Source organism: Corynebacterium tuingiense, from assembly GCF_046718165.1.
Lineage (GTDB): Bacteria > Actinomycetota > Actinomycetes > Mycobacteriales > Mycobacteriaceae > Corynebacterium.
In genome coordinates, this window is the sequence record NZ_CP177101.1 from 248419 (window position 1) to 274205 (window position 25787).

25 protein-coding genes and 1 pseudogene are annotated in these 25787 nt (G+C 60.8%); 15 read left to right on the plus strand and 11 right to left on the minus strand.

All coding sequences use genetic code 11. The annotated features are described in order from the left end of the window. Positions 1–136 precede the first annotated feature (136 nt). Together ACLI1T_RS01230 and ACLI1T_RS01235 are read right to left on the minus strand one after the other, a co-directional pair. On the minus strand, positions 137–1480 hold the full coding sequence (locus tag ACLI1T_RS01230) for an IS256 family transposase (protein WP_411702830.1): 1344 nt from the start codon (positions 1478–1480) through the stop codon (positions 137–139). 46 nt (positions 1481–1526) lie between these two features. Next, positions 1527–2719, minus strand: a protein-coding gene (locus ACLI1T_RS01235; RefSeq protein WP_411702831.1) for an IS3 family transposase whose coding sequence is annotated in 2 segments (ribosomal slippage) — positions 1527–2440 and positions 2440–2719 — 1194 coding nt in all. Because the reading frame shifts where the segments join, the coding sequence is not laid out codon by codon here. Positions 2720–3235: 516 nt separating this feature from the next. Between ACLI1T_RS01235 and ACLI1T_RS01240 the strand changes: the two genes are divergently transcribed. Genes ACLI1T_RS01240 through ACLI1T_RS01255 form a run of 4 tightly spaced genes read left to right on the plus strand, consistent with a single transcriptional unit; the run spans position 3236 to position 5801 of the window. Beyond that, entirely contained in the window at positions 3236–4594 is a 1359-nt protein-coding gene (locus ACLI1T_RS01240; protein ID WP_411702832.1) for a DUF445 domain-containing protein, read from the plus strand. Positions 4595–4627: 33 nt separating this feature from the next. Then, the gene (locus ACLI1T_RS01245) at positions 4628–5059 is read left to right on the plus strand and encodes a CGLAU_01105 family protein (protein ID WP_411702833.1); all 432 of its coding nucleotides are present in this window, start codon (positions 4628–4630) and stop codon (positions 5057–5059) included. Between the two features lie 5 nt (positions 5060–5064). Beyond that, positions 5065–5355: a DUF2516 family protein gene (locus tag ACLI1T_RS01250; protein WP_411702834.1), complete on the plus strand. Its 291-nt coding sequence runs from the start codon at positions 5065–5067 to the stop codon at positions 5353–5355. A gap of 2 nt (positions 5356–5357) precedes the next feature. Further along, complete coding sequence (locus ACLI1T_RS01255; RefSeq protein WP_411702835.1) at positions 5358–5801, plus strand: deoxyribose-phosphate aldolase; 444 nt, start codon at positions 5358–5360, stop codon at positions 5799–5801. 22 nt (positions 5802–5823) lie between these two features. On the opposite strand, the gene ACLI1T_RS01260 is transcribed toward ACLI1T_RS01255, so the two are convergent. From ACLI1T_RS01260 to ACLI1T_RS01270, 3 genes are read right to left on the minus strand one after another with little or no spacing between them, the layout of a single operon-like run. Continuing rightward, complete coding sequence (locus tag ACLI1T_RS01260) at positions 5824–6627, minus strand: DUF2993 domain-containing protein (RefSeq protein WP_411702836.1); 804 nt, start codon at positions 6625–6627, stop codon at positions 5824–5826. Positions 6628–6676: 49 nt separating this feature from the next. After that, the gene (locus ACLI1T_RS01265) at positions 6677–7486 is read right to left on the minus strand and encodes a class I SAM-dependent methyltransferase (protein WP_411702837.1); all 810 of its coding nucleotides are present in this window, start codon (positions 7484–7486) and stop codon (positions 6677–6679) included. Positions 7487–7517: 31 nt separating this feature from the next. Beyond that, complete coding sequence (locus ACLI1T_RS01270) at positions 7518–8009, minus strand: DUF2505 domain-containing protein (RefSeq protein ID WP_411702838.1); 492 nt, start codon at positions 8007–8009, stop codon at positions 7518–7520. 24 nt (positions 8010–8033) lie between these two features. Here ACLI1T_RS01270 and ACLI1T_RS01275 point away from each other — a divergent pair, with 24 nt between their 5' ends. Continuing rightward, the gene (locus ACLI1T_RS01275) at positions 8034–9161 is read left to right on the plus strand and encodes a UDP-N-acetylmuramate dehydrogenase (protein WP_411702839.1); all 1128 of its coding nucleotides are present in this window, start codon (positions 8034–8036) and stop codon (positions 9159–9161) included. 160 nt (positions 9162–9321) lie between these two features. Here ACLI1T_RS01275 and ACLI1T_RS01280 read toward each other — a convergent pair whose 3' ends face one another. Then, positions 9322–9798, minus strand: coding sequence for an S-ribosylhomocysteine lyase (locus ACLI1T_RS01280; RefSeq protein ID WP_023025084.1), 477 nt, complete (start codon positions 9796–9798; stop codon positions 9322–9324). Between the two features lie 70 nt (positions 9799–9868). Here ACLI1T_RS01280 and ACLI1T_RS01285 point away from each other — a divergent pair, with 70 nt between their 5' ends. Continuing rightward, positions 9869–11074, plus strand: coding sequence for a YihY/virulence factor BrkB family protein (locus ACLI1T_RS01285; RefSeq protein ID WP_411702840.1), 1206 nt, complete (start codon positions 9869–9871; stop codon positions 11072–11074). Between the two features lie 16 nt (positions 11075–11090). Here the strand turns inward: ACLI1T_RS01285 and ACLI1T_RS01290 are convergent. The 4 genes and pseudogenes from ACLI1T_RS01290 to ACLI1T_RS01305 all read right to left on the minus strand — a co-directional run bounded on the left by ACLI1T_RS01290 (position 11091) and on the right by ACLI1T_RS01305 (position 16703). Further along, positions 11091–12643 (minus strand): annotated as a pseudogene (locus tag ACLI1T_RS01290) (AMP-binding protein). 11 nt (positions 12644–12654) lie between these two features. Then, positions 12655–14364 carry a long-chain-fatty-acid--CoA ligase gene (locus ACLI1T_RS01295; protein WP_411702841.1) on the minus strand — a complete coding sequence of 570 codons (1710 nt, stop codon included), beginning with the start codon at positions 14362–14364 and terminating at the stop codon, positions 12655–12657. A 70-nt stretch (positions 14365–14434) separates the two neighbouring features. Continuing rightward, positions 14435–14962, minus strand: coding sequence for a methylated-DNA--[protein]-cysteine S-methyltransferase (locus tag ACLI1T_RS01300; protein WP_411702842.1), 528 nt, complete (start codon positions 14960–14962; stop codon positions 14435–14437). A gap of 22 nt (positions 14963–14984) precedes the next feature. Beyond that, positions 14985–16703 (minus strand): long-chain-fatty-acid--CoA ligase, encoded by a 1719-nt coding sequence (locus ACLI1T_RS01305; protein WP_411702843.1) that lies wholly within the window; start codon positions 16701–16703, stop codon positions 14985–14987. A 66-nt stretch (positions 16704–16769) separates the two neighbouring features. On the opposite strand from ACLI1T_RS01305, the gene mshA reads away from it, so the two are divergent. The 4 genes from mshA to ACLI1T_RS01325 all read left to right on the plus strand — a co-directional run bounded on the left by mshA (position 16770) and on the right by ACLI1T_RS01325 (position 20861). Beyond that, positions 16770–18035, plus strand: a complete 1266-nt coding sequence (gene mshA / locus ACLI1T_RS01310; protein WP_349853384.1) for a D-inositol-3-phosphate glycosyltransferase — start codon at positions 16770–16772, stop codon at positions 18033–18035. A 41-nt stretch (positions 18036–18076) separates the two neighbouring features. Next, entirely contained in the window at positions 18077–18823 is a 747-nt protein-coding gene (locus ACLI1T_RS01315) for a phosphoglyceromutase (protein WP_349853382.1), read from the plus strand. A 68-nt stretch (positions 18824–18891) separates the two neighbouring features. Beyond that, entirely contained in the window at positions 18892–20154 is a 1263-nt protein-coding gene (locus tag ACLI1T_RS01320; RefSeq protein WP_411702844.1) for a sensor histidine kinase, read from the plus strand. After that, positions 20151–20861 carry a response regulator transcription factor gene (locus tag ACLI1T_RS01325; RefSeq protein ID WP_349853379.1) on the plus strand — a complete coding sequence of 237 codons (711 nt, stop codon included), beginning with the start codon at positions 20151–20153 and terminating at the stop codon, positions 20859–20861. Before ACLI1T_RS01320 ends, ACLI1T_RS01325 begins: the two co-directional genes overlap by 4 nt. Here ACLI1T_RS01325 and ACLI1T_RS01330 read toward each other — a convergent pair. Next, positions 20858–21757 carry a hypothetical protein gene (locus ACLI1T_RS01330; RefSeq protein WP_349853378.1) on the minus strand — a complete coding sequence of 300 codons (900 nt, stop codon included), beginning with the start codon at positions 21755–21757 and terminating at the stop codon, positions 20858–20860. The two genes, ACLI1T_RS01325 and ACLI1T_RS01330, sit on opposite strands and share 4 nt — an antisense overlap. Before the next feature lie 33 nt (positions 21758–21790). On the opposite strand from ACLI1T_RS01330, the gene ACLI1T_RS01335 reads away from it, so the two are divergent. The 5 genes from ACLI1T_RS01335 to ACLI1T_RS01355 all read left to right on the plus strand — a co-directional run bounded on the left by ACLI1T_RS01335 (position 21791) and on the right by ACLI1T_RS01355 (position 25758). Beyond that, positions 21791–22720 carry a Ppx/GppA phosphatase family protein gene (locus ACLI1T_RS01335; RefSeq protein ID WP_349853376.1) on the plus strand — a complete coding sequence of 310 codons (930 nt, stop codon included), beginning with the start codon at positions 21791–21793 and terminating at the stop codon, positions 22718–22720. Between the two features lie 9 nt (positions 22721–22729). Beyond that, on the plus strand, positions 22730–24067 hold the full coding sequence (locus ACLI1T_RS01340) for a tripartite tricarboxylate transporter TctB family protein (RefSeq protein WP_411702845.1): 1338 nt from the start codon (positions 22730–22732) through the stop codon (positions 24065–24067). 81 nt (positions 24068–24148) lie between these two features. Further along, a complete protein-coding gene (gene proC, locus ACLI1T_RS01345; RefSeq protein ID WP_411702846.1) occupies positions 24149–24940 on the plus strand; it encodes a pyrroline-5-carboxylate reductase in 792 nt (263 codons plus the stop codon). Between the two features lie 251 nt (positions 24941–25191). Further along, positions 25192–25380 carry a helix-turn-helix domain-containing protein gene (locus ACLI1T_RS01350; protein WP_005276651.1) on the plus strand — a complete coding sequence of 63 codons (189 nt, stop codon included), beginning with the start codon at positions 25192–25194 and terminating at the stop codon, positions 25378–25380. A 276-nt stretch (positions 25381–25656) separates the two neighbouring features. Then, positions 25657–25758 carry a 30S ribosomal protein bS22 gene (locus ACLI1T_RS01355; protein WP_003855542.1) on the plus strand — a complete coding sequence of 34 codons (102 nt, stop codon included), beginning with the start codon at positions 25657–25659 and terminating at the stop codon, positions 25756–25758. Positions 25759–25787: the final 29 nt, after the last annotated feature.

Genomic DNA, 25787 nt, shown 5'->3' on the forward strand with positions numbered 1-25787 from the left:
CCTCACGCATGGATCCTGCTGCTTCTGCACGACCTTGGTCGAAACCTTTAAGTGCAGAGTCGATGACCAGGACTCCTGGGTAGTGCGGTGAGCTCCGTTCCCGAGCGTGTCAAGTTGTTTGTGTGTGGAGCTGGGTTTATAGGTATTTGTCGAAGCGGTCGGGGTAGGCCACGGCCATTTGGTTGATGGCTTGTTTCCAGCCGGAAACTCGGGCTCCTTCCATGAGTCTGCCGGCTGTTCTTGAGACTCGTTTGCCCTGCTTTGCTCTCTTGGCGGCTCGCTTATCTTCAATATTGCAGATCATCAACCACAGTGTTTTAAGCGCTGATTCATCGTTGGTGAACTGCACCCTGTTGCGAGTAGCTTTACGCAGCTCATTGTTAAAAGATTCAATGGAATTCGTCGTATAGATGACCTTCCTGGCTGCTGGTGGGAACTGCAGAAACGGAACAAACCGCTCCCACGCGTCCTGCCAGACCTTGACTGAGCGGGGATACTTCTCACCCAGCTCGGAAGCCTCGAATTCCTCTAAGGCAGCACGTGCCGTCGGCTCGTCCGCAGCAGTATAAATCTTTTTCAACGCGGCTGAAACAGCCCGGCGATCCCCGTAGGCCACCCAACGGTTCGCGGCACGTATCAGGTGCACGATACAGGTTTGTACCATAGAGTTCGGCCAGGCTGCCTCTACTGCCTCGGGTAGGCCTTTCAGCCCGTCACAGCAAACAATAAAAACGTCTTTGACCCCACGGTTGGAAAGTTTGGCGCATACCTGCGCCCAAAAGGAAGCGCCTTCTTCTTTGGCAATCCACAATCCCAAAATGTGCTTAATTCCGTCGAGGTCCACCCCGATTGCCATGTACGCGGACTTGTTGACTACTCGGCCAACATCGCGGACTTTAATACGTAGTGCATCCAGGAAAATGACCGGGTAGAACTCATCTAGCTGGCGGTTTTGCAGGACCATGACTTCATCCAAGACGGTGTCAGTAACCGCAGAAATCGTCTCATGGGAAATATCTACCCGCATCGCAGTTGCCATGTGGTGCTGGATATCCCTTATTGTCATTCCACCGGCGTACAAGTTGACGATCATGTCATCAACGTCAGTCAAGCGTCTCGATCCTTTAGGAACCATGGTCGGCAAGAATGTTCCGGCCCGATCGCGTGGGACATCAACAGTTACCAGACCGTAGTTAGAATCCACGGTTTTCGAGTAGGTGCCGTTACGGTAATTGTCTGTCCCAGCTGCAGCTTTGCCACTCCTATCACCAGACTCGTAGCCAAGGTGGGCATCCATTTCAGCATTCAAACCTCTGGCGATTGAGGCTTGCAGCATGTCCCGAACCAGGTCATTGGCATCCGTTGTGGACGTGCCTAGGTCATCAATTAGTTTCGCGATTTCAGGGTTAGCAAGCAGCTTCTTTTCAATCGCATCAATCTTGGTTTTATCGGCCGGATCTCGTCTTGTCACAGTAGTCATTCTGGTCCGGGCCTGACCCCCGGAAAGTGGACACGTCGGGGGTTAGCTATGCTGCTTTGGTCAGTGTAACTGAAGCCTTGGCTTCAAAGACATCAGGAGCTACGAGATTGCACCAGGAGTGTCGTCTGCGGGTGTTGTAGCGCATGCACCACCGGAAGACTTCCTGACGACAGCTGATTGGATTGTCAAAGACTTTCCGATCACGCAGCACTTCTCGCTTTAAAGTAGCGTTAAACGATTCTGCTAGGGCGGTATCAGCACTCGTTCCTACCGCTCCCATGGACTGGCGTACACCCAGCGACGAGCAGTAATTTCTGAACGCCTGTGAGGTATATACACTGCCATGATCAGAATGGAAAACAGCCTCATCAAGACTGCCACGCACACCGTGTGCGTGGGCTAGAGCATCGATGACCAGTGAGACACGCATGTGGTCTGCGAGTGCATAACCTGCAAGTTTCCGTGAATAGGTGTCAATGACTGTGGCCAAATACATGTTTTTGCCGCCCTTACACGGCAGGTAGGTAATGTCGCCGACATACACACGGTTCGGCTCGTCAGCTGTGAATGTACGGCCTACTAGATCTGGCATGACACGGTGACCAGGCTTGCGCCTAGTGGTGATGCATGGACGCCGTTTGCTAAAACCTTTTAGCCCCATGGATTTCATGATGCGTGCAACCTTCTTATGATTGGTCGGGGTATACGCCGGGTCTTCCTTCAGGCTTGCGGCGATACGTTTAGCACCATAAAGCCCGTGCTCATCATCGAAGATGGTTGCAATTCTTGCACCAATAAGGGCATCGGAACACATCTTTAACCTGCGTTCTTGACGGGTGTGGACCCATTTATAGAACGAGGAACGATTCAGCTTTAAAACGTAGCACATCCGCTTAACCGAGTATTCAGTTCGGTGGTCATAGACAAACTGGAAGCGGATCACCAGCGTGTCTCTTCGGCAAAATATTTCGCGGCCTTGCGCAGGATGTCACGTTCTTCGCGCAACTTTGCGTTTTCTTTTTCCAGCTGGCGGATTCGCTCAAAATCAGTCGTCGCCTGGGCTTGATCGTGCACGGCTTTTATGCGGGTACGTTTGCCGGTGCCGTACTTTTTGATCCAAGAATGCGGCGAGGCTCGATTGATACCGAGCTCTGCTGACGCTGAGTTCAGCGAGAGGTCCTCATTGTTTTCATAGAGGGCCACGGCATCGCGTTTGAACTGTTCGGAGTACCTGGACATGGTGGTAGATTACCTTTCTTCCCAGCTCGACTGGGCTGGATATCAGGTGTCCACCAAATGGGGGGTCAGGCCCTCCATCTTCTTATGCGGGTTAGGTACCTACACACACAAACCATCAGACACTCTCGATTGGCCCATCAACATCCCCTGTTTCAAAGCTCTCACGTACTAAAGGGTCAATCGAAGACCAGCCGCGAAGGCTAAAATATCCCGTTGCAATATCAATTCGGTGATATGACGGAAAACTTTCGAAGACCGAAGCTAAGTTTTGTTTCAGGGGTTTGATTGTCATAGATAGAAGGCGCGGAACCAGTTTACGTATAGGTATCCATGTGCAAAGGCTATTCACCGGAAAGCGCTGGAAATGGAACGTGACCTTCGAATAAAGATCAGGATCCGTAGGGGCATAGGTCTAACCCCTAACTGAATTGGTCGCGTGGTTTAGCGAGTGTTTTAGGACGCACTAGTGTTAGAGAATGAAGCTCGAAAGCACCTTCCCAATCCCAAGGAGACCACATGAACCACCGCGCGGACGAAGGCCTCGAATCGGCAACCGCTTCGGCACCGGAGCCGGAAACTGCAACGGCGCCGTCGGGCGCTGCTCCCGTTCCGCAGGCCGGTAACCAGGAGGCGCGCCGGGCGGACCTGCGGCGGTGGAAGGTGATTGCGCTGTCGCTGCTTTTGCTTGCGGCGGTGATCTTTTTGGGGTGCTCGTGGTGGCAGGCATCGGAAAGCGGGGCGCCGGTGTGGGTCGGCTACGTGCGTGCGGCGGCGGAGGCTGGCATGGTCGGTGGCCTGGCGGACTGGTTTGCGGTGACGGCACTGTTCCGCCGGCCGATGGGCCTGCCCATCCCACACACGGCGCTGATTCCGAATAATAAGGACCGCGTGGGCGATGCCTTGAGTGACTTTGTGGAGGAGAATTTCCTGACCGCGGATGCGCTGAGCGCCAAGGTGCGAGATGCCGAGCTGCCGCTGTGGCTGGCGCGCCAGGGGGCTGAACCCGGCAAGGCGGAGGAGGTCTCCGAATGGATTGGTGAGCGCGCCGCCAGCGTGGTGCAGGACCTCGACCCGGCTGAGGCGGAGCAGTTCATCCGCACCCAGGTCATGGACCGTCTGGCGGAGCCGGAGTGGGGGCCGCCGTTAGGCCGGTTGCTGGAGGGGTACATCGCGGACGGCAAGGCGCGCCCGCTGGAGGATGACCTCATTGACTGGGCGCACAAGAAAATTCTTGGCATGGAGTCAATGGTGGTCACGGCCATCGATGAGCGCATGCCCGGGTGGGCGCCGCGCTTTGCCCGCGAGATGGTGGGGGACAAGGTCTATAGCGAGCTCGTTAATTTCGCCGAAGAGGTCCGCCGCGATGGCAACCACGAGGCCCGCCTGGCCATTCGCCGCAACCTATCCAAGCTGGCTGCGGACCTGCAATGGGATGCGGATATGCGCGAGCGCATCGAGGGCATCAAACAGGAGATGCTCGCCTCTGACCAGGTGCAGCAGGCGCCGGCGGCGATGTGGCGCACGATTTCCACCACGCTGATTGATCAGTGCAATGACCCGGAGTCCTTCCTGCGGCAGAAGATGACGGCCAAGGTGAAGGAATTGGCGCACCGGTTGCTTGAGGATTCCGAGTTCTTGGCCCAGGCCAATGATTTTGTGGACAAGGCCGCGCGCTACGCGGTGGAGAAATTCGCCCCGGAGATCATCGCGATCATCCCGGAGACCATCAAGCGCTGGGATGCGCAGGAAGCCTCCCAGAATATCGAGCTGATGGTGGGCAAGGATCTGCAATTTATTCGCCTTAACGGCACGATCGTCGGTTCCCTGGCAGGATTGGCCATATATGCTGTTAATCATCTCATTTTCGGCGCTTAATGCACCGGACCAAACCAAAACACGGAGGATTTCATGACTGAGAAGAAGAAGCTTTTTGATTCCCTGAAGGAAGCCGGCGCGTCTGCGCTGAATACCGCCAAGGATTTCGGCGGCCGCCTGCAGGAAGAGCGCGAGAACCAGGGCGTGCGGGGCGCAGGTGCACAGGGCCCACTGGGTGAGAAGGACGGCATGCTGGATAAGGCCACCAACACCGCCAAGCAGTGGGGTGCGTCCATCAAGAAGGCCGCGGAGGAAACCCGCGACTCGGAGGCTTTCTCTGCGGCGAAGGACAAGTTCGCGGATGCGTACCAGGAAACCCGCGAGGGCGTGAAGGACGCGTATGGCTATGCCCAGGAGCGCGTGAACGAGAAGAACGCGCCCAAGAACGGTAATTCCGCTGCTGCGGACAAGGACGATAATATTATCGATGGCGAAGTTATCGATACCGACGAACCCACGAATTAATTTGCATGTACGTTTTAATTGATATTGCCAATAAGTTTCCCATCTACTTTTTCCAGGCCCTGACCATTGCTGCCATCATCGGGGCTGTCCTCGCGGCATCTACGCGCGAGGACGCGTTTCGGGCCGGCGACCGCAAGGGTAAATGGGTATGGGTAGGCCTGCTTGCGGGATCGGCGGTTGCGATGGCTACCGGCCTGCAATTCTTGGCATGGATTGGCACGGTCATCACCGGCATCTATTGGTTTGATGTGCGCCCGCAGCTCAAGGCCATCATCAACGGCGACTACAGCTACTAAGCATGAAAAATCTCCTGCACGCTTCCGCCGCTGAGGTCAGGGAGCAGGCCACGGGGCAGCATGTTTTGGTCTCGCCGCACCACGTGACGGTGGCGGCTGCAGCAGAGCCGGCGGGCATTACCGCCGTGGCGGGCTATCCCACCGGCCGGCATCACACACTCATCAAGGCCTCTGAGGCCCGCCTGGCCATCCAGTCCGGCGCGGACGAGGTGTGGGTCAGCGTGGACGCCACGCTTGCCGATGCCACCCCAATCCTCGCCGAGCTCGTCGCCATCCGCGAGGCCTGCCCAGACCCGGCCCGCGTGGGCCTCATCCTGCCGGAGGCGGAACCAGCGCGGTCCCTCGCGGAAACCGCCGCCACCCAGTCCGGTTTTCATAAACTCGTCATAGAAAAAGGCAGCGAGCTGGAAAGCTCGCTGCCCGTCGTAGAATTTCCCACCGCCTAAGTCGCTACCTAGGCCGACGCTTTTAGGCGGCCTTCTTCTGTTCGCCGCTTTCGTCTGAGAAGTGTTCCAAATCCTTCAATGGGACATCGGTGCCCGTAAACGTGAGTGTGACCTTGCCGTCGCCCACATCCACGGATTCGACCTGCAAGTCCTTGGCGATGAGCTCATCGGACATGCCTTCCTGCAGCGCCTCTGAAATGGAACTGGTTGCTTGCTCAGGCAGCGAGAGGCCAAAGATAGCGGCCTCGGTGGCATTGATCTCCAGCTTGCCGTCGCGGGCGGTGGGCTTGAGCGAAAGGCTGGCCAAACCGCCGCCGAATTTCACTTCCAGCTCGTCGCTCTGGTCATTCGCGGTAATTTCAGTGACCACCATATTCCCAACGGTGTCGCTGCCGGATTGGTCTGAGATTCCTTTTTGGAAGCTAGCCAGCAGATAGTCATCTGGGACGGTGGTGGTGGCGCGGAGGGAACCGGCCACTGGGTTATCCGCATCCGTGGACATATCTTCCACGTGGATTTCAGAGGCGGGTTGCCCCTTGATCTGCGAGCCTTCGATCTGCAGGGTCGACGGCGTGGTCATGTCCATCTGGGAAATCGAGCCGCGCATAAGCCCAAAGAGGAGGGGGCTGCCGCCAAAGCTTACCGAGGGATCTTCTGTGACCTCGATGCCTTCTTCTTTGGCGCTATTTTTGAACTCCTCGGTCATCTGGTTACCAATGAACCAGCGCAGGCCAAACTCGGCGATGAGGATGATAATAAGCAGCGCTACGAGGACGCCTACGACAATTTTCCAAGCGAGCGATCCGCCCGATTTCTTTGCAGCCATGACTACCAGTGTGGCGCATGAGGCGGCCGGTGGCAATGTGTGCTGGATATTAGCGGGGCGCGATGCTCTCCCAGCTTACAGTGAGCGTATTATCGCGCAGCCGGCGGCGGGGAGGCTGGAGGTTGAAGGGGGCATCGGCAAGCAGGGCTTGTGCCATGCGCCATCGCACCCGCGGGCCGTGCGGGGCCCACCCGGCGGCGCGATCCCAGGCCCTATCGGCGGCCTGCAGGAGCTCGTGGATGGGCTCGCCGGGCACGTTGCGGTGGATGAGCACCTTGGGCAGGCGCTCGGCCACATCGGAGGGGCGGGCCACGTCGAAGGGATCCCACGCGAGCGTCAGCGTCTTCGGCCCATGCTGATCGAGCAGGACCCACGCCGCGCGCCGGCCCAGCTCATCGCAGGTGCCCTCCACAAAGAACCCGCCAGGTGCCAAGCGCGAGCACACCGTCTGCCAGGCCTCCGCAACCTGGTCCACGTCGTATTGGCGCAGGACATTAAAGGCGCGCACCACCTGCGGCCGGTAGCCCGCGAGCTCAAATCCGCCCAGCTCAAAGCGCACGCCATCGCGCGGCGGCAGCACCCTGTCCGGGTGGATTTCTAGCCCGCGCACATCCACGCGGGGATTGATGCGGCGCAGCCACCGCGCCCACTCCACGGTGGTGGTATGGGAGGCGCCATAGCCCACGTCGAGCGCGAGCGGGGTGCGCACGTGGCGCAGCAGCGCCGAAATCTCCGGGTGGGCCACCATCCACCTATCGCAGCGCCTGAGCCTGTTGTAGTTGGTGGTGCCGCGGGTAATAACGCCAAAAGGCCGACCCGCTGCTGCGCTGGCGCGCAGGTTATGAGCGTGGTCGGCCATGGGAATCGGTGGATGCTAAGTCTGGGATGCCTTAGAGGTTTTCAGAAATCCACTGTTCGGTCAGCTTGCCCTCGTTATCAAAGAGCTCTGCGAGGGATTCGCCCACCTTCGGCTCGATGGCTGCGCCCATCATCGGGATCTTGACGGAGATCTCGTTGGTGTAGGTCAGCTTGGTCATCTCGCCCTCGCCGGCCAGGGAAATCTCGCCCTTGAAGTCCACCGGGGTGCCCTTGACATCGGCGGTGTAATTGACGTCAGCGGCCTGGCCGTTGAGCTCGCCCACGGTGACCACGCGCTTGACCTTGAGGTCCTGCGAGACCATGGCGCGCACAGCCTCTGGCAAGAGGGTGGTCGGCAGGACCTCGTAGAGCGTTGCTACGTTATCGGAGAAATCGTGAACCTGGCCTGCCTCCGGGGAAAGGTTTTCCACGATGTACTCCCAGTATCCCTGGGTAAGCAGCGCCTTGTGAACCATGTCGATAGGCTGATTGATGGTTACGGTGTTTTCACTACGAGTTGACATGCTTAACAGACTACCTTGGTATACGTGCTTGATAAATTTTTGACGCAACAACTCACAGCAATCGACGGCGTAGACGTGGATCCCACGGCGAGCTTTGCCGATCTCACCACCTTGCGCGTGGGGGGAAAGCCGCGGGTCACGTTGCGTTGTTCGCGGCCTGAAGCAGCGGTTGCGGCACTGCGGTACCTCGAGAAAGAAAAAATCCCTTTCATCGTGGTCGGCGGCGGTTCCAACCTGCTGGTTTCTGATGGCGAGGTAGACGTGGTCGCCGTTGTCCTCGACTTTGCCGCGGTGGACATGGATACCGAGACCGGCCTCGTGCGAGCCCAATCCGGTGCGGTATGGGACGAGGTCGTGGCGGAATCCGTGGCACAGTCCCTGGGGGGCATCGAGTGCCTTTCCGGCATTCCCGGCACGGTGGGCGCGGTGCCCGTACAAAACGTGGGCGCCTATGGTGCCGAGATTTCTGAGGTCTTGACCCGCGTGCGCCTGTATAACCTGCGCACCGATGCCGATGAGTGGGTTCCCGTCTCCGACCTTGATTTGGCCTACCGCTATTCCAACCTGAAATTCACCGGCCGCGCGGTGGTGCTCGAGGTCGAATTGCAATTGACCACGGACGGTCTGTCGCGCCCCCTGCGCTTTGGCCAGCTTACCGATAACCCCGGTGAGCGCCGCCCCGTTGCCCAGGTCCGCGAGGAGGTCCTCGCCCTGCGCCGCGGCAAGGGCATGGTGCTCGATGCCGCCGACCACGACACTTGGTCCGCCGGCTCCTTCTTCACCAACCCCGTGGTCGAATCCAGCGTCGCCGACGCCATCCAGGACAAGGTGCGGGCCACGCTTGGCGATGCCCCCGCCGACCGCATGCCCCGCCATCCCGCCACCGCTTCAGCACAGGGCGAACCGTCCCCGCACGAAAAGCTTTCGGCAGCCTGGCTTATCGATAACGCAGGATTCACAAAGGGCTACCCCGGCTCAGGACCGGCAACGCTATCCACCAAGCACACCCTGGCGCTGACTAACCGCGGCACCGCGACCGCCGCCGATATCGTCGCGCTGGCTCGCACTATTCGCGATGGCGTCTGCGAAGCCTTCGGCGTCGAGCTCGTGCCCGAGCCCGTGTGGCTGGGCCTATCCATGGACGAGGACTAGGCCGCGCCTCTCGGCGCGACGGGGCCGCAGACACTAGGTTCGCGCGGGTTTTAGGCCTGCGCTCACATAAAAACGTCCAAAACAACCGCGTTCTTCTAAAATTCGCCCTCATTTGTGGCGAAACGCGGTTGTTTTGGACGGAAGTGTTGCTTGCGGGCTCCTAGGCAGCCATGACCTCGAGCCACTCCGGCTTGGCATCCAAGAACTTGCGGGCTGCATCCTGTGCGCCCTTCAAGCTGTGGTGCGCGCCCCAACCGCACTGCTCTTCGTTGGCGGCGGGAACCTCGGTGGCGGTGAGGATATCGTTGAGCGCACCCTCAACGGCGCGCAGCAATTCATCCTGCTCCATGCCGTTGGTAATGGCGTAGAAGCCGGTGCGGCAGCCCATAGGAGCGAAACCGATGAGCTTATCGGTGTAGTTGCGCATAAAGTTGGCCATCATGTGCTCCACGGAGTGCAGCGCCTCCGTGTCCAAGTGCTCCTTATTAGGCTGGCAGAAGCGCAGGTCATACTTGATAATTTCCACGCCGCCGCCCAAATCGGTGCGGTCAGCCACGCGGATATAAGGCGCGCTGACGAGGCGGTGGTCGAGCTCGAAGGACTTGACGTTAATCTTCTCTTGGTTCTGTTCAGTCATAGTCCCCAGCCTAATCGTTGCGAGTGTCACTTCCCAGAATAGATTCTTAAGCCGCATACGCTGCGTAACTATGAGTGCCTTGGACGATGCCCCCGCAACCGGCAGCAAGCCAGCCCGGAAGCAGGCTGCCCAACAGCAAAAGATCGCGCCAAGCACCGTTACCACCTTGGTCACCGTGGAAAGCCCCGCCGCCGATGTCGATCCTTGGGCGCGCGGCAACCGCCTGCGCAAGGACAGCTGGGGCTTGGTCATGCGGCGCGTGTGGGCCGATTTTTTCCACGATGCCTTAATGGACCGCGCCGCCGCGATGACCTACTTCACCCTCATGGCATTCGCGCCCACCGTCCTGGCGGCCTATTCCATTGCCACGCTGATCTTTTCTTCGCGCCGGGGAGAGGTGGAGGCGCTGACCGCGCAATTCATCGATACCTACGTGCCACGCTCCATGGCGGAGGAGGCCGGCAACATTGTCAGCTCCATTATCGGTTCCACGAGGCAGGGCACGTTTGCGTTGGTGGTCTCTGTAGTGATTTCGCTCTTTGCCGCCTCGGCGTATGTGCGGGCCTTCTCGCGTACCGCCAATACGGTCTACGGCCGGGTGGAAGGACGCGGAACCATTCGCACATGGGCATTGATGTGGGCCATTACCGTGGTCCTAGTCATCGGCGCGGTGGTGGTGCTGTGTGCCAATTTATTGCGCGATACCGTCGTGGACAGCGTCATCGAGCCCGTGGCGCTCCGGCTGGGGCTGCACGGCACCGTGGACTTTATCGGCAGCATTTTTATGCCCGTGTGGAATTGGTTGCGCTTCCCTATAACGGTCGTGGTGGCGCTGGCACTCATTGCCGTGTGGTACCACTTTGCACCCAACGTTCGACCTAGCCGCTTCCGCTGGATCACCTTGGGCTCGGTGGTAGCGCTGCTGACGAACCTGGTGGTGTGGGGCGCATTTTCCCTCTACATCAAGTACCTGGCAGGGGTGAGCATTTACGGGGCATTCGGTACGGTCATGGCGGTATTTATGACCGTCTGGCTGTCCAATACGATGCTGATTTTGGGCATCAAGATCGATGCGGAGGTCCTGCGGGCCAAGGAGCTGCAGCTGGGGCTGCATGCCGAGCGCTATATTCAGGCCCCGCCGCGCTCCGAATTCGCGGCACAACAGCAGGTGCGCGCGAAGCAGAAGCTAGAGGAGCGCTCGGGGCGCATCTTTGCTGGTGCCGCCCGCAGCGCACACCGCACCCGCAGCGAGCACCGCACCCGCGCCGGGAAGTAGTTTCTCCCGCCGCGAGTTAGCGGGAAGCAACCTCTGCCACCAAGATTTCCTGTACCTGGCGGCGGCGCAGCTTGCCTAGCTGATCGGTGGGCAATTCTTCTTGCACCACGAAATGGCGCGGGACCTTATAGCGCGCCAAGAGGCCGCGGCAGTGCTCGCGCAGCGCTTCCGCGTCGAAGGTGGCGCCGGGGCGGAGCACCAGGCAGGCGGCGACATCCTCGGAACCATCGGCGCGCGGGACGCCGGCCACCGCGGCTTGGCTTATCGCGGGGTGGCTCAACAATGCATGTTCCACCTCGCTGGGAAAGACGTTAAAGCCACCGGTGATGATGACCTCTTTAATCCGGCCCACCAGCCGGAAATGGCCATCGGCCTCGCGCACCCCCATATCGCCGGTGCGCAGCCAATCGCCGTGGAATGCCTCCTGCGTGGCGGCGGGATTATTGAGGTAGCCTCCAAAACCTGGGGCCCGCGGGCAAGAATCTCACCGGGGGTTCCATCGGGTTGGCTGCGGTCAAGGTCAGCGGGATCCCCGATGCGCAGGTCGGTATCGGCAAGTGGCTTGCCGATGGTCCCCACGCGCCGACCCTCACCAAGCGGGTTAATGGTCAGCACGGGGGAGGCCTCGGTGAGCCCGTAGCCCTCGACGAGCATGCCGCCGGTGCGGTCCTGCCAGGGCTCGATGATGCGCGCGGGCAGCGATGCCGCCCCGGAAATGGCGTAGCGCACCCCGCCCAGGTCTGCAGCCTGCTCGGCGGCCTGCTCAGCGGCCACCCCGGAGGCAGATTCTGCCGCCAGCTCGCCCATGGCGCGCTCATAAATGGTGGGCACACCCGGCATCCACGTCGGGCGGCGCTGTGCCAAGGCGCTGACCACGGCCGCTGGGCGCGGGGCGGGCAGCAGGATGATCTCGGCGGCGCAGCGCACCGCGAGCAAGACGCTCATGGTCAGCCCATAGGAATGGAACATCGGCAACGTGGCGAGGAAACGCTCGTGGCCGGGGCGCAGATCGGCCTGGGCCTCTAATTGGATGCAGTTAGCTGCGAGGTTGCCGTGCGTGAGCAGCACGCCCTTGGGCTGGCCGGTGGTGCCGGAGGTGTAGAGGATAAGGGCGGCATCGGCAAGCGCGGCCTCGCGGTGGGGCACTGGGGCTCCGGACAGGGGAAGCGGCGCCTCCAAGGACACGGGGATCACCGTGCTGGCCATGCCGTCGACCACGGCGGCGACCTTATCCCAGACCAGGGCGATGCGGGCGCCGTGGTGGGCAAAGAGTGGGGCCAGCTCGTGGGCGGTGTACTGAGGGTTATGTTCGACCACGACCGCGCCTAGGCGCAGCACCGCGAAAAAGGCAATGAGGTGCTGCGGGGAGTTGGGCAAGACCAGCGCTACTCGGTCACCGGGGCGGATTCCCATCTCCCGCAGGGCGCCGGCGGCAGCGGCGATGCGGGTATCCAGCTCCGCGTAGCTTAAGGTCTCGCCGCCGAAATAGGTGGCGGGACGGTGGGGGAAGTTGGCTACGGCGGTGGCGAGGAAATCCGTCAGCGTGGCGTCGTACTCGAGGTCTGACATGGTGGTTAATACTAAGCCTTCTGCTTGAGGAGATCGAGGAGATCCTGCTGTACCATGCGGCGGCGGACCTTGCCCAGCTGGTCCGAAGCCAGCTCCTCAAAGTGGTAGAAGGTGCGCGGAACCTTGTAGCGGGTCAGGCGTTCGCGGCAGTACTCCTTGAGGCCTTCTGGGTCCAGGACGGCGCCATCGCGCAGGATGACGCAGGCGACGACGTCCTCGGAGCCATCCTTGCGCGGGCGTCCCACCACGGCGACCTCCTTGACGTCTGGGTGCTTGCGCACCACTTCTTCGACCTCGGCCGGGTAGACATTAAAACCGCCGGTGATGATGATTTCCTTGATGCGGCTGACCAGCTTGACCCAGCCGTCCTCATCCATGGTGGCCATATCGCCGGTGCGGAACCAACCGTTGTGGAAGGACTCCTCGGTGGCCTTTTCGTTATTGAAATAGCCCTGGAAGATCTGCGGCCCGCGAGCCAGCATCTCTCCCGGCTCGCCATCCGGCTGGGTTTCATCGAGATTATCCGGATTGCCAATGCGCACCTCGGTATCGGGGAAGGGCAGGCCCACATAGCCCGGGCGACGGTTGCCGTTCATGGGGTTGCCAATGAGAACGGGTGAGGTCTCGGTCATGCCGAAGCCCTCCACGAGGCGGCCGCCGGTCATGGATTCCCAGCGCTCCATCACGTCAACCGGCAGGGTAGCGGCGCCGGAGAAGGCGTTGCTGATGCCGGTAAGATCCACGCCTTTTTCCTCGGCGGCGTCCATGATCTTCTCGTATAACGTGGGCACGCCCGGTAGCCAGGTGGGGGTGTGCTTCTTAACGATGTCCATGATGAGCGGCATCTGCGGGGATGGAACCAAGATGAGCTCGGCGCCGAAGTAGATGCTGAGTACGCACAGCGTGGTCATGCCGTAGGCGTGGAAGAGCGGCAAGGCAGCGAGGAAGCGCTGCTCGGTGGCGTCCATATTCGTCAGCCAGGCCTCGCCCTGCACGCAGTTGGAGATGAGGTTGCCGTGCGAAAGCAGCGCGCCCTTGGGCTTGCCTGTGGTGCCGGAGGTGTAGAGGATAAGCGCGATATCGTCCTGCGTGACCTTGGCAATCTCGAGGTCCTTGCCGTCGCCGCCGATGGCAGAACCGATAAGCGTGGACCAGGCCACGGTATTCGGGGCCGCGCCGGTTAGCTGCTCGCGCTTGGCGGCCAGCGGCGGCAGGGGAATCCGGAGCGCGAGGCGCTTGAGCGGTGGCATCGCGTCGATCATGTTGACGGACACGATGGTCTCTAGCGGGGTAGTGGCGCGAAGCTTTTCCAAGGTGGCAGCGGTTTTATCCCAGGCGATGGCCACGCGCGCGCCATGGTCCTGGAAAAGTCCCTCGAGTTCGTGGGCGGTGTAGAGGGGATTGTGCTCCACCGCGGTGGCCCCCAGCAGCTGGATGGCATAAAACGCCACCACGTGTTGGGGGCAGTTGGGCAAGACGATGGCGACCCTATCGCCAGGCCGGATGCCAAAGGCCTTAAGGCCCGCGGCGGCGGCGCGCACCTGGGCGTCTAGCTCCGCGTAGTTCTGCGTATTGCCGAAGAAGTAGGTCGCGGACTTATTCGCATTGATGCGCAGGTTATTGACGTAGTAGTCAACGATGGTTTTATCGCCGTAATCAAGCGTGGCGGGGGTCCAGTCGCTGTAGTGCTTAATCCAGGCCCGGGATTCGTATGCGGACACGCGCTGCCCTTTCGTTTGCTAAAGAAAAATATTACAAAGGGCGAGTATACCCAGAACGTGAGGAAATCCTCTAGTTTTCTTCGAGTGTCAGCAAAAAACGCTTGATATCCAGGCCACCGGCATAGCCGCCGAGCGTTCCATCGCTGCGCAGCACGCGGTGGCAGGGCCGAATAATTGGCAGGGGATTGGCACCGCAGGCGGTGCCGACCGCCCGGGTAGCAGCGGGGCGCCCCACGGCGGCGGCGAGCTCGCCATAGCTTGAGACCTCGCCGTAGCCAATGGAGTCGAGTTGCGCGTGAATTTGCGCGCGGAATTCGGTCGTCGGCACCGGGTTGAGCGGCAGGTCAAACTCACGGCGGCGCCCAGCGAAATACTCCGCGAGCTGCTCTTGCGCCGCATCTAGGATGTCTGCACCGCGCTTGTCGATGCCCCCGTGTACTCCGCCGCTTACCTCGCCGCGAACCTTAATGGTTTCGCGGCGACCCTTGCTTTCCTCGTCGCGACCCGACTGGATCGCGACGAAGTCGACACGGGACAGCCCGTCTGCATCTGCGGTCAGCAGTAGCGGGCCGATGGGGGTATCAATGGTGCGCAGCATGGTGGTGGGAACTCTAGGTGTTTTAGGAGTTCTTCTCTGCTTCGAGGCGGTTGATGAGGTCTTCTTGGACCTCACGGCGGCGGATCTTGCCCATCTGGTCCTTGGCCAGTTCCTCGAAGTGGTAGAAGGTGCGCGGGACCTTGTAGCGGGTCAAGCGCTCACGGCAGTACTCCTTGAGGCCTTCGGGGTCGAGCGCGGCGCCATCGGCAAGATCGAGACAGGCTACGACGTCTTCGGAGCCATCGTCGCGCGGGCGGCCCACCACGGCGGCGTCGTCGACGCTGGGGTGCTCGCGCAGGATTTCTTCGACCTCACCCGGGTAGACGTTGAAACCACCGGTGATGATGATTTCCTTGATGCGGCTGACCAGGCGAATGAAGCCGTCTTCTTCCATGATGCCCATGTCACCGGTGCGGAACCAGTCGCCGTGGAAGGCGGCATCGGTGGCTTCCTGGTTATTGAGGTAGCCCTTGAAAATCTGCGGGCCGCGGGCCAGTACCTCGCCCTCAACGCCGTCCGGCTGGGTCTCGTCCAGGTTATCGGGGTTGGCGATGCGCACCTCGGTATCCGGGAAGGGAATGCCCACGTAGCCGGGGCGGCGGTCGGTGCTCATGGGGTTGCCCACGATGATCGGCGAGCACTCGGTAAGGCCATAGCCCTCCACGAGCAGGCCGCCGGTGGCGTTTTCCCACTTATTGACGGTCTCAGAAGGCAGGGTGGATGCGCCGGAGAAGGCTGCCCGCACGCCCTTGATGGGAACTTCTTGATCCTCGGCGGCCTTGACGATGCGCTCGTACAAGGTAGGAACGCCCGGGACCCAGGTTGGGGTGTGCTTCTTCATCAGCTGCATGATGAGCGGGATCTGCGGCACGGGCAGGATGACCAATTCTCCGCCGATGAGCTGGGCCAAGGTGACGTTCATGGTCAGGCCGTAGGCGTGGAAGAAGGGCAGGGCGGCGAGCATGCGCTCTGGCTTATCGCCTAAGCCTGGCACCCAAGCCTTGCCCTGGAGCAGGTTGGATACGAGGTTGCCGTGCGAGAGCATCGCGCCCTTGGGTGCGCCGGTCGTACCGGAGGTGTACATCACCAGCGCGATGGTGTCCTTATCAATGTCCTCCGGCGTCTTAATATCGCTGCCGTTGCCACCGATGGCATCACCAATCAGCGCCTCCCACGGCACGGTATTTGGTGCCGGGGCAGAAAGCTGCTCGCGCTTGGCCTTGAGCGGGGGAAGCGGCAGGCGCAGCGCGGCGCGCTGCAGGGTGGGCATGGCGTTGATCATGTTGATGGACACGACCGTTTCCAGGTTGGTGGTAGCCCGCAGCTTCTCCAGGGTGGGGGCGGCCTTGTCCCAGGCGATGGCGATGCGCGCGCCGTGGTCTTGGAACAGGCCTTCCAACTCGTGGGCGGTATAAAGCGGGTTGTGTAGCACTACCTGGGCGCCGAGTTTCAAAATGGCGTAAAAGGCCGCGATGTACTGCGGGCTATTGGGGGCGACGATGGCTACGCGGTCACCGGGGCGCACGCCGAAGGCCTTAAGTCCCGCAGCGGCGGCGCGCACTTGGCGGTCCAGCTCGGAATAGTTTTGGGTACGCCCAAAGAAATACGTGGCTGACTTATCGCCATTGACCTCGAGGTTATTGTCATACAGGTCTAACAGGGTGGTGTTGCCGTATTCGAGGCTGTGCGGCGTCCACTCCGGGTAATACTGGAGCCATGCCTTTGATTCATAAGCGGACAATGCGTGACCTTTCGGTAGCGTAGGTTGTTGGCAGGGGCCAGTATAGCGCCGCTAAAATGGGACAACATGCGCATCGCCATGATTTCTATGCATACCTCCCCCATTGAGCAGCCTGGCTCCGGGGATGCCGGCGGAATGAACGTCTACGTTTTAAATATTGCCTGCCAATTAGCCCAGCTTGGCGTCGAGGTGGATGTCTATACCCGCGCTACCCGCCCCAGCCACAAAGAAATCGTGGACGTGGCCCCCAACTTGCGGGTGATTAACATCGTGGCAGGCCCCTTTGAGGGACTAGAAAAGGAAGATCTGCCCACCCAGCTCGCGGCCTTTTCCGGCGGAGTGATGCAATTCGCTAAATGGCAGGGCAAAAAATATGATCTCATTCATTCCCACTACTGGCTTTCCGGCCAGGTGGGGTGGCTGCTGCGCGATCTATGGGGCATCCCCCTTGTTCATACCGCCCACACCTTGGCCGCGGTGAAAAACGCCTACCGCACCGCCGAGGACACCGTGGAATCAGAGGCGCGGCGCATCTGCGAACAGCAACTGGTAGATAATGCCGATCTCCTCGTGGTCAATACCGATCAGGAAGCCCGTGACCTGGCCGAGCACTACGATGCCGAGCGCGACATTATCCGCGTGGTTTCACCAGGCGCGGACGTGGGGCTTTTTACCCCCGGCACCGACCGCAATACGGAGCGTTCCCGCCGTGAGCTGGGTATCCCGTTGCACACTAAGGTCGTGGCCTTTGTGGGGCGCCTGCAGAAATTCAAGGGGCCGGAGGTGCTCATCCGCACCGCCGCGGAGCTCTGCCGCCGTGAGCCCACCCGCGATTTTCGGGTGCTCATCTGCGGTGGACCATCTGGAGCCAATGCCTCACCGGAGGCGTATAGGGAACTGGCGCGGGAGTTGGGCGTCGAAAAGCGCGTGCGCTTTTTAGGCCCCCGCCCGCCCGAAGAGCTGGTGGGCGTGTACCGCGCCGCCGATATTGTGGCGGTGCCCAGCTACAACGAGTCCTTTGGCCTGGTGGCGCTCGAGGCCCAGGCTTCTGGCACGCCGGTCGTCGCTGCGGCCGTGGGTGGGTTGCCCATCGCCGTCGTCGATGGTGAGACCGGCCTGCTGGTACCGTCCCACGACCCGCAGGAGTGGGCGGATTCCTTGAGCCAGCTGCTTGATGATGACGCCCGGCGCATCGCCATGGGCGAGGCCGCCGTCGCGCATGCCGCGCGCTTTAGCTGGACCAACACGGCCCGAGAGTTGACGGAGATTTATGCCGAAGCCCAGCAGATTCCCGTGCCTGACTGCCACCAACGCCGGGCGATGGGAGATTAGCTTCACTGACGCGCCGGGCGGTTTCGTGGCATGCTGGAGGCATGACTAACGGAAAACTGATTCTTCTTCGTCACGGCCAATCCACCTGGAATGAATCCAACCAATTTACCGGTTGGGTCGATGTTGATCTGACAGAAAAGGGCGAGGCAGAGGCCAAGCGCGGCGGCGAGCTGCTCGCGCAAGAAGGCATCCTGCCCAACGTGCTGTACACCTCGTTGCTGCGCCGCGCCATCCGCACCGCCAATATCGCGCTGGACGCGGCCGACCGCCACTGGATCCCGGTCATCCGCAACTGGCGCCTCAATGAGCGCCACTACGGTGCGCTGCAGGGCCTGAACAAGGCTGAGACCAAGGAAGAATATGGCGAGGACCAGTTCATGGCATGGCGCCGTTCCTATGACACGCGCCCGCCCGAGCTTGCCGATGACGCCGAGTACTCCCAGGCCAACGACCCCCGCTACGCGGACTTGGACAAGGTCCCACAGACGGAGTGCCTGAAGGACGTCGTCGAGCGCTTCGTGCCCTACTTCGAGGAAGAGATCCTGCCGCGGGCTAAGAAGGGCGAGTCCGTCATGATCGCAGCGCACGGCAACTCCCTGCGCGCGTTGGTCAAGCACCTCGATGGCATTTCCGATGATGACATCGCCGGGCTGAATATTCCGACCGGTATCCCGCTGGTCTACGAGATTGCGGAGGATGGCTCCGTGGTCAACTCCGGCGGCACCTACCTGGACCCAGAGGCCGCCGAGGCCGGGGCCGCTGCCGTCGCCGCGCAGGGTGGCAAGTAACCTACCGCTGCATATAAGTCCCTGGGGAGGTGCTCCCTGGGGACTTTCTAATGGTTAGGCTTAAAGACGTGGAATTAATTTTTGTCTTTCTCGCGGGGGTGCTCGCCTGCGCGGTGGCGCTGCCATTAATTTCCCGGGTGCGCGAGCGCATGGCACGCCGCCATCGCGCCAGCGATGCCCAGGCAAACCAGGTCACTACCGTGAGCCAAGGCCTGCATCTTGCGGTTCAAGGCTCTCCCACGGCGCTGACGGTGCTCGATAGAAATCAGGAAATCATCCTGTCCAATCCCGCGGCGCACGAGATGTCCGTGGTCCACGATCGCGCCGTTAATCCGGAGATTTGGAAGACCGCGGAGCAGGTCTTTGAGGATAAGGAAACCCGCACCGTGGACCTGGCCATCCCTAAGCGCCGCACCGGGCACCGCGTCACGCAGATCAAGGCCGTTATCAAGCCGCTGACGCTAAACGATGGCCGCTTTATCATCATCTACGGCACCGATGAGAGCGAAAACGTGCGCATGGAATCCGCGCGCCGCGATTTCGTGGCCAACGTCTCCCACGAGCTGAAAACCCCGGTCGGTGGCATCGCGCTGCTGGCAGAGGCCCTGCTCCAGGACCCCGAGGATCCGGAGCACGTGAAGTACTTCGGTACAAAAGTGCAAAAAGAGGCCAACCGCATGGCGGATATGGTCAGCGAGCTCATTTCGCTGTCCAAGTTGCAAGGTGCCGAAGCGCTGCCGGAGATGGAACCGCTCTACGTGGACGATCTCATTGACGAGGCGATCTCGCGCAATCAGCTTGCTGCGGATGCGCGCTCTATAAGGTTGACTCGAGGAGCCTCAGAAGGCGTGCAGGTCAAGGGCGACCACTCCCTCTTGGTAACGGCGCTATCCAACCTGATTTCTAACGCGATTAATTATTCGCCAGAGGAACTGCCGGTCTCCGTCTCGCAGAAAGTGGTGGGAGATGACGTCGTGCTCATCCGCGTCACGGACCGTGGCATCGGCATCCCGCCGGAGCATCAAAAGCGCGTCTTCGAGCGCTTTTTCCGCGTAGACCAAGCCCGGTCGCGGCAGACGGGAGGCACTGGCCTAGGATTGGCAATTGTCAAACACGTGGTGGCCAACCACGGGGGCAATATCAAGCTGTGGTCGCGCCCGGGCACGGGCTCTACTTTTACCATCGAGTTGCCCATATATAAGGAAGAAAAGCCAGCGCACGAGGCTGACTTGCAGGATAATGAAGACAAGGAATCCGTCGATGCGGCGGCTCCTGGGCTCCAGCGTGCGGTAGCACGCGTTGCAGCACGTCGAAAGGATAAAGCACAATGACCACCATTCTCATCGTGGAAGATGAAGAGTCGCTGGCTGATCCGCTGGCATTTTTACTCCGCAAGGAAGGCTTCGAGCCGATTATCGCCCTCGATGGCCCGTCCGCGCTAGAGAAATTCGCCGATAATGACATCGATATCGTGCTGCTTGACCTCATGCTGCCCGGCATGTCTGGCACCGACGTGTGCAAGCAGCTGCGCGCCACCTCCTCTGTGCCGGTCATTATGGTGACCGCGCGCGATGCGGAAATCGATAAGGTCGTGGGCCTAGAGCTGGGTGCGGATGATTACGTCACCAAGCCGTATTCCTCCCGCGAGCTCATCGCCCGCATCCGCGCCGTGCTGCGCCGCGGCAACGATCACTCCTCTCACGCGGACGCTGCGGAGGGTGCCGAGGCAGAAGACGAGCAGATCCTCTCCGGCGGCCGCGTGAAGATGGATGTGGAGCGCCACATCGTCACCGTGGCAGACGAGCCGGTGGCCATGCCGCTCAAGGAGTTTGACCTGCTGGAATACCTCCTGCGCAATGCCGGGCGCGTGCTGACCCGCGGCCAGCTCATCGATCGCATTTGGGGTGCGGATTACGTGGGCGATACCAAGACGCTAGACGTGCACATCAAGCGCCTGCGCACCAAGATTGAAGAGCACCCTTCGCGCCCGAAGCACCTGGTAACGGTGCGCGGGTTGGGCTATAAATTCGAGCTCTAATACCAGCCGGCCTTGATGCTGGCTGGGTGCTGGGTAAGCTGCACGCCGTGCTCGGCGGCCTCCGCGCGGGCCCGGCACTGTGCGGCCAAGATATCGTAGCTTTCGCGCCCCATGAGCGCGACGAGCTCGTCCTCGTGCGATTGCCACATCGGCAGCGGGTTGGCGTGGCAGGCGCCATCGGTAGAGCAGTACCAATCAAAGTCTTCGCCGCCATTGCCCCAACCGCGGCGGTCATATTCGCCGATGGTGGTGCGCAAAATCTCTTGCCCATCGGGGCGTTCTTCATAATCCTCGTAGCGCCGCAGCGGCAGCTGCCAGCACACCTCCGGCTTGACCACGGTCAGCTCCTCGCCGCTATCGACGGCCCATTGGTGCAGCGCGCAGCCGGTCCCGGTTTCCCAACCAGTGCGGTTGGCAAAGATGCAGGCACCATCCACAATGGGCGTTTTTAGCGCCGGTTCCGGTTCGCCGTCCTCGCCATCGAGCTCGTCCCATTCCAGCCAGGGCTCTAACTCATCGGTATTTTCTTGCGCCAGGAACTCATCTACCCCCGCTGGTCGCAGCTGCCAGTAGCGCGCGGGCATGCGGGAGACGGCATCGTAAAGCTGGTCCCGGTCTTGTTCATCGGCCATATATGCACCGTGCACGCAGCAGCCCACATCGGGCTGGCTCTTGTCGATGCCCCGGCACGCCGACGTACCAAATTGGCAGCTGTAGTGCGATTCCACCCACGTCAGATCGATGGAAAAGACGTGGTAAGGGTCATTTGGGTTGGTAAATTCGAACCACTCCCGCGGAAAATCTGGGGCCTCTTCGCGCCCGGCTTTAATCGATGCCGCCGCTGGCGAGCTCGCGGGAAAACCTAGGTAAACGGTGTCAGATTTTGGGCGATTCACACCTAACCACGGTAGACCTACTACGCTATGGGTGTGCGATTAGGTGTATTAGACGTCGGAAGTAATACCGTCCACCTCGTTGCGGTCGATGCCGCAATGGGGGGACGGCCTACGCCGATGAGCGATTGGAAGACCCCACTCCGGCTGGTAGAACAGCTGGATAAGAAGGGAAACATCCACGAAAAGGGCTTGAAAAAGCTCGTTTCCGCCGTGGGTGAGGCAAGCGAGCTGGGTGACAAACTCGGGTGCTCCGAATTTATTGCCTTCGCGACCTCTGCGGTCCGCTCTGCCCCTAACTCTGAAGCGGTACTCGATGAGGTGGAAAAGCAGACCGGCGTGCGCCTGCAGATCCTCTCAGGCGTGGAGGAAGCGCAGCTCACCTTCCTCGCTGCTCGCCGCTGGTACGGCTGGTCCGCAGGACGCATCACCAACCTGGATATCGGCGGCGGCTCCCTAGAGCTATCCACCGGTACCGATGAACACCCTGACTTGGCTTTCTCGCTTGATCTGGGCGCAGGGCGGCTTACCCACAACTGGTTCGATACCGATCCGCCGGAGAAAAAGAAGGTCAGTGCGCTGCGCGATTTCATCGATGCGGAGCTAGAGGATGCCGTCACCCAGATGAAGGCGATGGGGCCTGCCGGCCTAGCCGTGGGAACCTCGAAAACCTTCCGCACGCTGTCGCGGCTTACCGGCGCGGCGCCCTCGTCTGCAGGGCCATATGTCAAGCGCACATTGACCGCACCGGGCCTGCGCCAATTGATTTCATTCATCACGCGCATGACTGCAGCAGACAGAGCGGACCTCGAGGGTGTAAGTTCGAACCGATCGCACCAAATCGTCGCCGGCGCTTTGGTTGCCGAGGCAAGCATGCGAGCTCTGGGAATTGAGAAGTTAGAAATCTGCCCGTGGGCGCTGCGCGAAGGTGTTATTTTGCGCCGGACCGACAAGGGATTGGAATAGGAAGAGATCATGGCTGACGAAAAACAGTTGACCGTGGCCGAGCTGCTGGCACGCAATAAGAAGGACCGCACGGATAAGGACGAGCAGACCTCTCGCCGCCGTCGGCGGAGCCTCGATGAGGGCGGCGTCTCCGTTGCCGAGCTCACCGGCAGCCTGAAGAAGGTAAAGTCCACCCCGCCTGAGGCGAAGCACACCAACGTATCCATCGATGATGACGCCCCTGTCATCCGCGCGCCGAAGTCCAAGGACGAACAGTCTGCGGAGAACAAGGCCGCGGGGAATAAATCCGCTGAGAATAAGGCTGCCGAGAAAAAGACCACGGCGAAGCCGGCCGGCGCCACGCCAGCCGGCACCAAGCCAGCTGGTTCCAAGCCTGCCGGGGCTAAGCCTACTGACACCAAGTCCACTGCGGGCAAGACCGCCGCAGGCAAGCCGGCCGCGGGCAAGCCAGGTGCGGGACAGGCGGGCATCGGCAAGCCTGCGCAAAAGCCATCCCAGCCTAAATCCACTTCCCCTAAGCCGGCCGCCGAGAAGCCTTCCGCTGGTACCCCCACCGCGTCGCCTGCGCCGAAGAAGAACGGGAAGCCGAGTGAGCCGACCGCTTCTCCCAAGCCAGCGGCGGGGTCTGCCTCGCGGCCGACGGCCAAGCCTGCCCCAGGACAGAAGGCAAACGCGCAGGCGGCAAAGAAGCCTGCGCAGTCGGAGCCAGAGGACAAGGCGAGCGCTAAGGACGCTGAGAAGAAGTCTCATCAGCCGTCCGCGGATGACACTGCGGTGATGCAGCGCATCGATAAGTCGCAGTCCTCGCAGGACAAGCGCAAGGACGCTGCTGACGCCGCTGAATCCAGCGCCAAGGACAAGGCGGGCGCAGCTGGCGCTGCCGGGGCAGGTGCTGCTGCAGCGAGCGCAGCGGGAGCGAAGGCCGACGCGAAGAACTCAGCAGGCGCCAAGGATGCTAAGGACACCAAGGACGCTGGAACCAAGGGCAAGTCTGCCGCGCCAACGCAGAAGCCTGCGGCGACCGCGAAGAAATCCGACGATACCGGCGAGCTGTCCCAGGTGCGGGACGAGGAAGTCACCGAAGAGCACGAGAAGCTCAACCCCATGTCCATCGTCATCATGGTGGTTGTGGGGATCGTCTTGGCGGTCGTCATCTTCAAGGGCTTTGAAGTGCTTTGGGATAACTTCCCGCGCGTCGTCGTGGCCATCTTGGCGCTCTGCGTGACCGCAATTATGGCCGGCGTTACGCATGCGCTGCGCACCGCCCGAGATGGCTTCTCCATGTCCCTTGCAGGCATTACCGGCCTCATATTGACCTTTGGACCACTGCTTTTGGTCATGCTCTAATCTAGCGAATTGCTGAGAACCACCCGGCTGCTTCCTTCGTGGAGGTAGCCGGGTGACGTTATTTTTGGCATGGTGGAGGCTATGACAAAGATTGCAATTTTAGGTGGAGGACAAATCGGCGAGGCTTTGACCGCGGGTCTTGTGGAATCGGGCTTTAATGCCTCCGATATCACGGTGACCAACCGCACCGCCTCCCGCGGTGAAGAGCTCAAGAGCAACTATGGCGTTAACGTCACGACGGATAACGCCGAGGCGGTTGACGGTGCGGATTATATCTTCGCCTCCGTCAAGCCTTACGCCATCCTGGACCTGCTGGGCGAGATTAACCCGGCAAAGGACGCCGTGGTGGTCTCTATGGCTGCTGGGCTGACGCTGGAGGCCCTGCAGGCCGCTGCGGGCGAGGGAGTGCCGGTTGTGCGCGTTATGCCCAATACGCCGATGCTGGTGCGCCGCGGTATGTGCACCTGCGCTGCCGGCGAACACGTCACTGAGGCCCAGATGCAGGGCGTCACGGAGCTGCTTGAGGCCGTTGGTGAGGTCGCGGTCATCCCGGAGAAAAACATCGACGCCGCAACAGCCCTGGCTGGTTCCTCGCCGGCGTACTTCTTCCTCGTGGCAGAGGCGCTTGTCGATGCCGGCGTGCAGCTCGGCCTTCCCCGCGATATCGCCGAAAAGCTCGCCGCCCAGGCGGCTGCCGGCTCCGGTGATATGTTGGCCAATTCCGGTCGCTCGGCAACGCAACTGCGCGCCGGAGTGACCTCGCCAGGTGGTACCACCGCCGCGGCCGTGCGCGAGCTGGAAGAGTCCGGCCTGCGCGGCGCTTTCTACCGCGCCGCCGAGGCATGCTCCGATAAGGCTAAGGAATTGGGCTAGGAGCCAGCCTAATGCGGCTCGTTCCCCGTGGTGGGGGTGTAGTTACCTCGCACCACTTGGGGGCCGTGCGGGAGCCATGGGGCGGTTGTTACGCAGCGCTTATGACGGTGAACTGAACAACTGCTGTGAAAAAATTTGGCACTTGGGTCGCATTAGTCACATGTTTCACGATAGGCTGGGACGAGCACGTGCGTGAAGTCCTGTGGGAGGGGAAGCCTACAGCGCGTAACGAGCTGAAGGGTTAGATAATTATGGCAAATGAAGAAAAAGGAACCTTTCTGACGATCGCGGAGGTCGCCGAAATCATGCGCGTCTCTAAGATGACTGTCTACCGTTTGGTTCACGCAGGCGAAATGCCGGCTGTGCGCGTCGGACGCTCTTTCCGCGTTCACGAGTCCGCCGTCAACGAGTACCTCGAAGCCTCCGTTTACGGAGCTTAGGTTCTCGCGCCTTTAAGGCAGCGCCCACTTCTGTTGGCCACTCTTGGTCAGCGGTGGTGGGCGCTGTCGCGTTTTCCCGCGCGCTCCCTTTTGCCGGCGTCGCCATCGGGGTCACTTTTGGAGACGCGCTGGGGACTAGGTAAGATAGACCGCATTCGTGTCGGCTCGCCGTGATGGCCCGCATATGTGCGGCCAAGGTGGCAAAGAGTGCACCTTTGTCGTTTCAGGCGCCGGCAGGTTCACAGTACGTACTAAAAGAAAGTGAGGACGCCTGTTATGGGTTCTGTCATCAAGAAGCGCCGCAAGCGCATGTCCAAGAAGAAGCACCGCAAGATGCTGCGCCGCACCCGCGTGCAGCGTCGTAAGTTGGGTAAGTAAACCCAACAGCCTAGGGATCCTCCGCACCG

What these genes read in the sequence shown, in the direction of transcription:
- ACLI1T_RS01315 (WP_349853382.1), top strand. Translation starts at nt 18,077, where the DNA reads ATGACTAACGGAAAACTGATTCTTCTTCGTCACGGCCAATCCACCTGG.
- ACLI1T_RS01300 (WP_411702842.1), bottom strand. Translation starts at nt 14,962, where the DNA reads ATGCTGCGCACCATTGATACCCCCATCGGCCCGCTACTGCTGACCGCA.
- ACLI1T_RS01230 (WP_411702830.1), bottom strand. Translation starts at nt 1,480, where the DNA reads ATGACTACTGTGACAAGACGAGATCCGGCCGATAAAACCAAGATTGAT.
- ACLI1T_RS01270 (WP_411702838.1), bottom strand. Translation starts at nt 8,009, where the DNA reads ATGTCAACTCGTAGTGAAAACACCGTAACCATCAATCAGCCTATCGAC.
- ACLI1T_RS01240 (WP_411702832.1), top strand. Translation starts at nt 3,236, where the DNA reads ATGAACCACCGCGCGGACGAAGGCCTCGAATCGGCAACCGCTTCGGCA.
- ACLI1T_RS01250 (WP_411702834.1), top strand. Translation starts at nt 5,065, where the DNA reads ATGTACGTTTTAATTGATATTGCCAATAAGTTTCCCATCTACTTTTTC.
- ACLI1T_RS01255 (WP_411702835.1), top strand. Translation starts at nt 5,358, where the DNA reads ATGAAAAATCTCCTGCACGCTTCCGCCGCTGAGGTCAGGGAGCAGGCC.
- proC (WP_411702846.1), top strand. Translation starts at nt 24,149, where the DNA reads ATGACAAAGATTGCAATTTTAGGTGGAGGACAAATCGGCGAGGCTTTG.
- ACLI1T_RS01340 (WP_411702845.1), top strand. Translation starts at nt 22,730, where the DNA reads ATGGCTGACGAAAAACAGTTGACCGTGGCCGAGCTGCTGGCACGCAAT.
- mshA (WP_349853384.1), top strand. Translation starts at nt 16,770, where the DNA reads ATGCGCATCGCCATGATTTCTATGCATACCTCCCCCATTGAGCAGCCT.
- ACLI1T_RS01260 (WP_411702836.1), bottom strand. Translation starts at nt 6,627, where the DNA reads ATGGCTGCAAAGAAATCGGGCGGATCGCTCGCTTGGAAAATTGTCGTA.
- ACLI1T_RS01265 (WP_411702837.1), bottom strand. Translation starts at nt 7,486, where the DNA reads ATGGCCGACCACGCTCATAACCTGCGCGCCAGCGCAGCAGCGGGTCGG.
- ACLI1T_RS01350 (WP_005276651.1), top strand. Translation starts at nt 25,192, where the DNA reads ATGGCAAATGAAGAAAAAGGAACCTTTCTGACGATCGCGGAGGTCGCC.
- ACLI1T_RS01325 (WP_349853379.1), top strand. Translation starts at nt 20,151, where the DNA reads ATGACCACCATTCTCATCGTGGAAGATGAAGAGTCGCTGGCTGATCCG.
- ACLI1T_RS01285 (WP_411702840.1), top strand. Translation starts at nt 9,869, where the DNA reads ATGAGTGCCTTGGACGATGCCCCCGCAACCGGCAGCAAGCCAGCCCGG.
- ACLI1T_RS01355 (WP_003855542.1), top strand. Translation starts at nt 25,657, where the DNA reads ATGGGTTCTGTCATCAAGAAGCGCCGCAAGCGCATGTCCAAGAAGAAG.
- ACLI1T_RS01245 (WP_411702833.1), top strand. Translation starts at nt 4,628, where the DNA reads ATGACTGAGAAGAAGAAGCTTTTTGATTCCCTGAAGGAAGCCGGCGCG.
- ACLI1T_RS01280 (WP_023025084.1), bottom strand. Translation starts at nt 9,798, where the DNA reads ATGACTGAACAGAACCAAGAGAAGATTAACGTCAAGTCCTTCGAGCTC.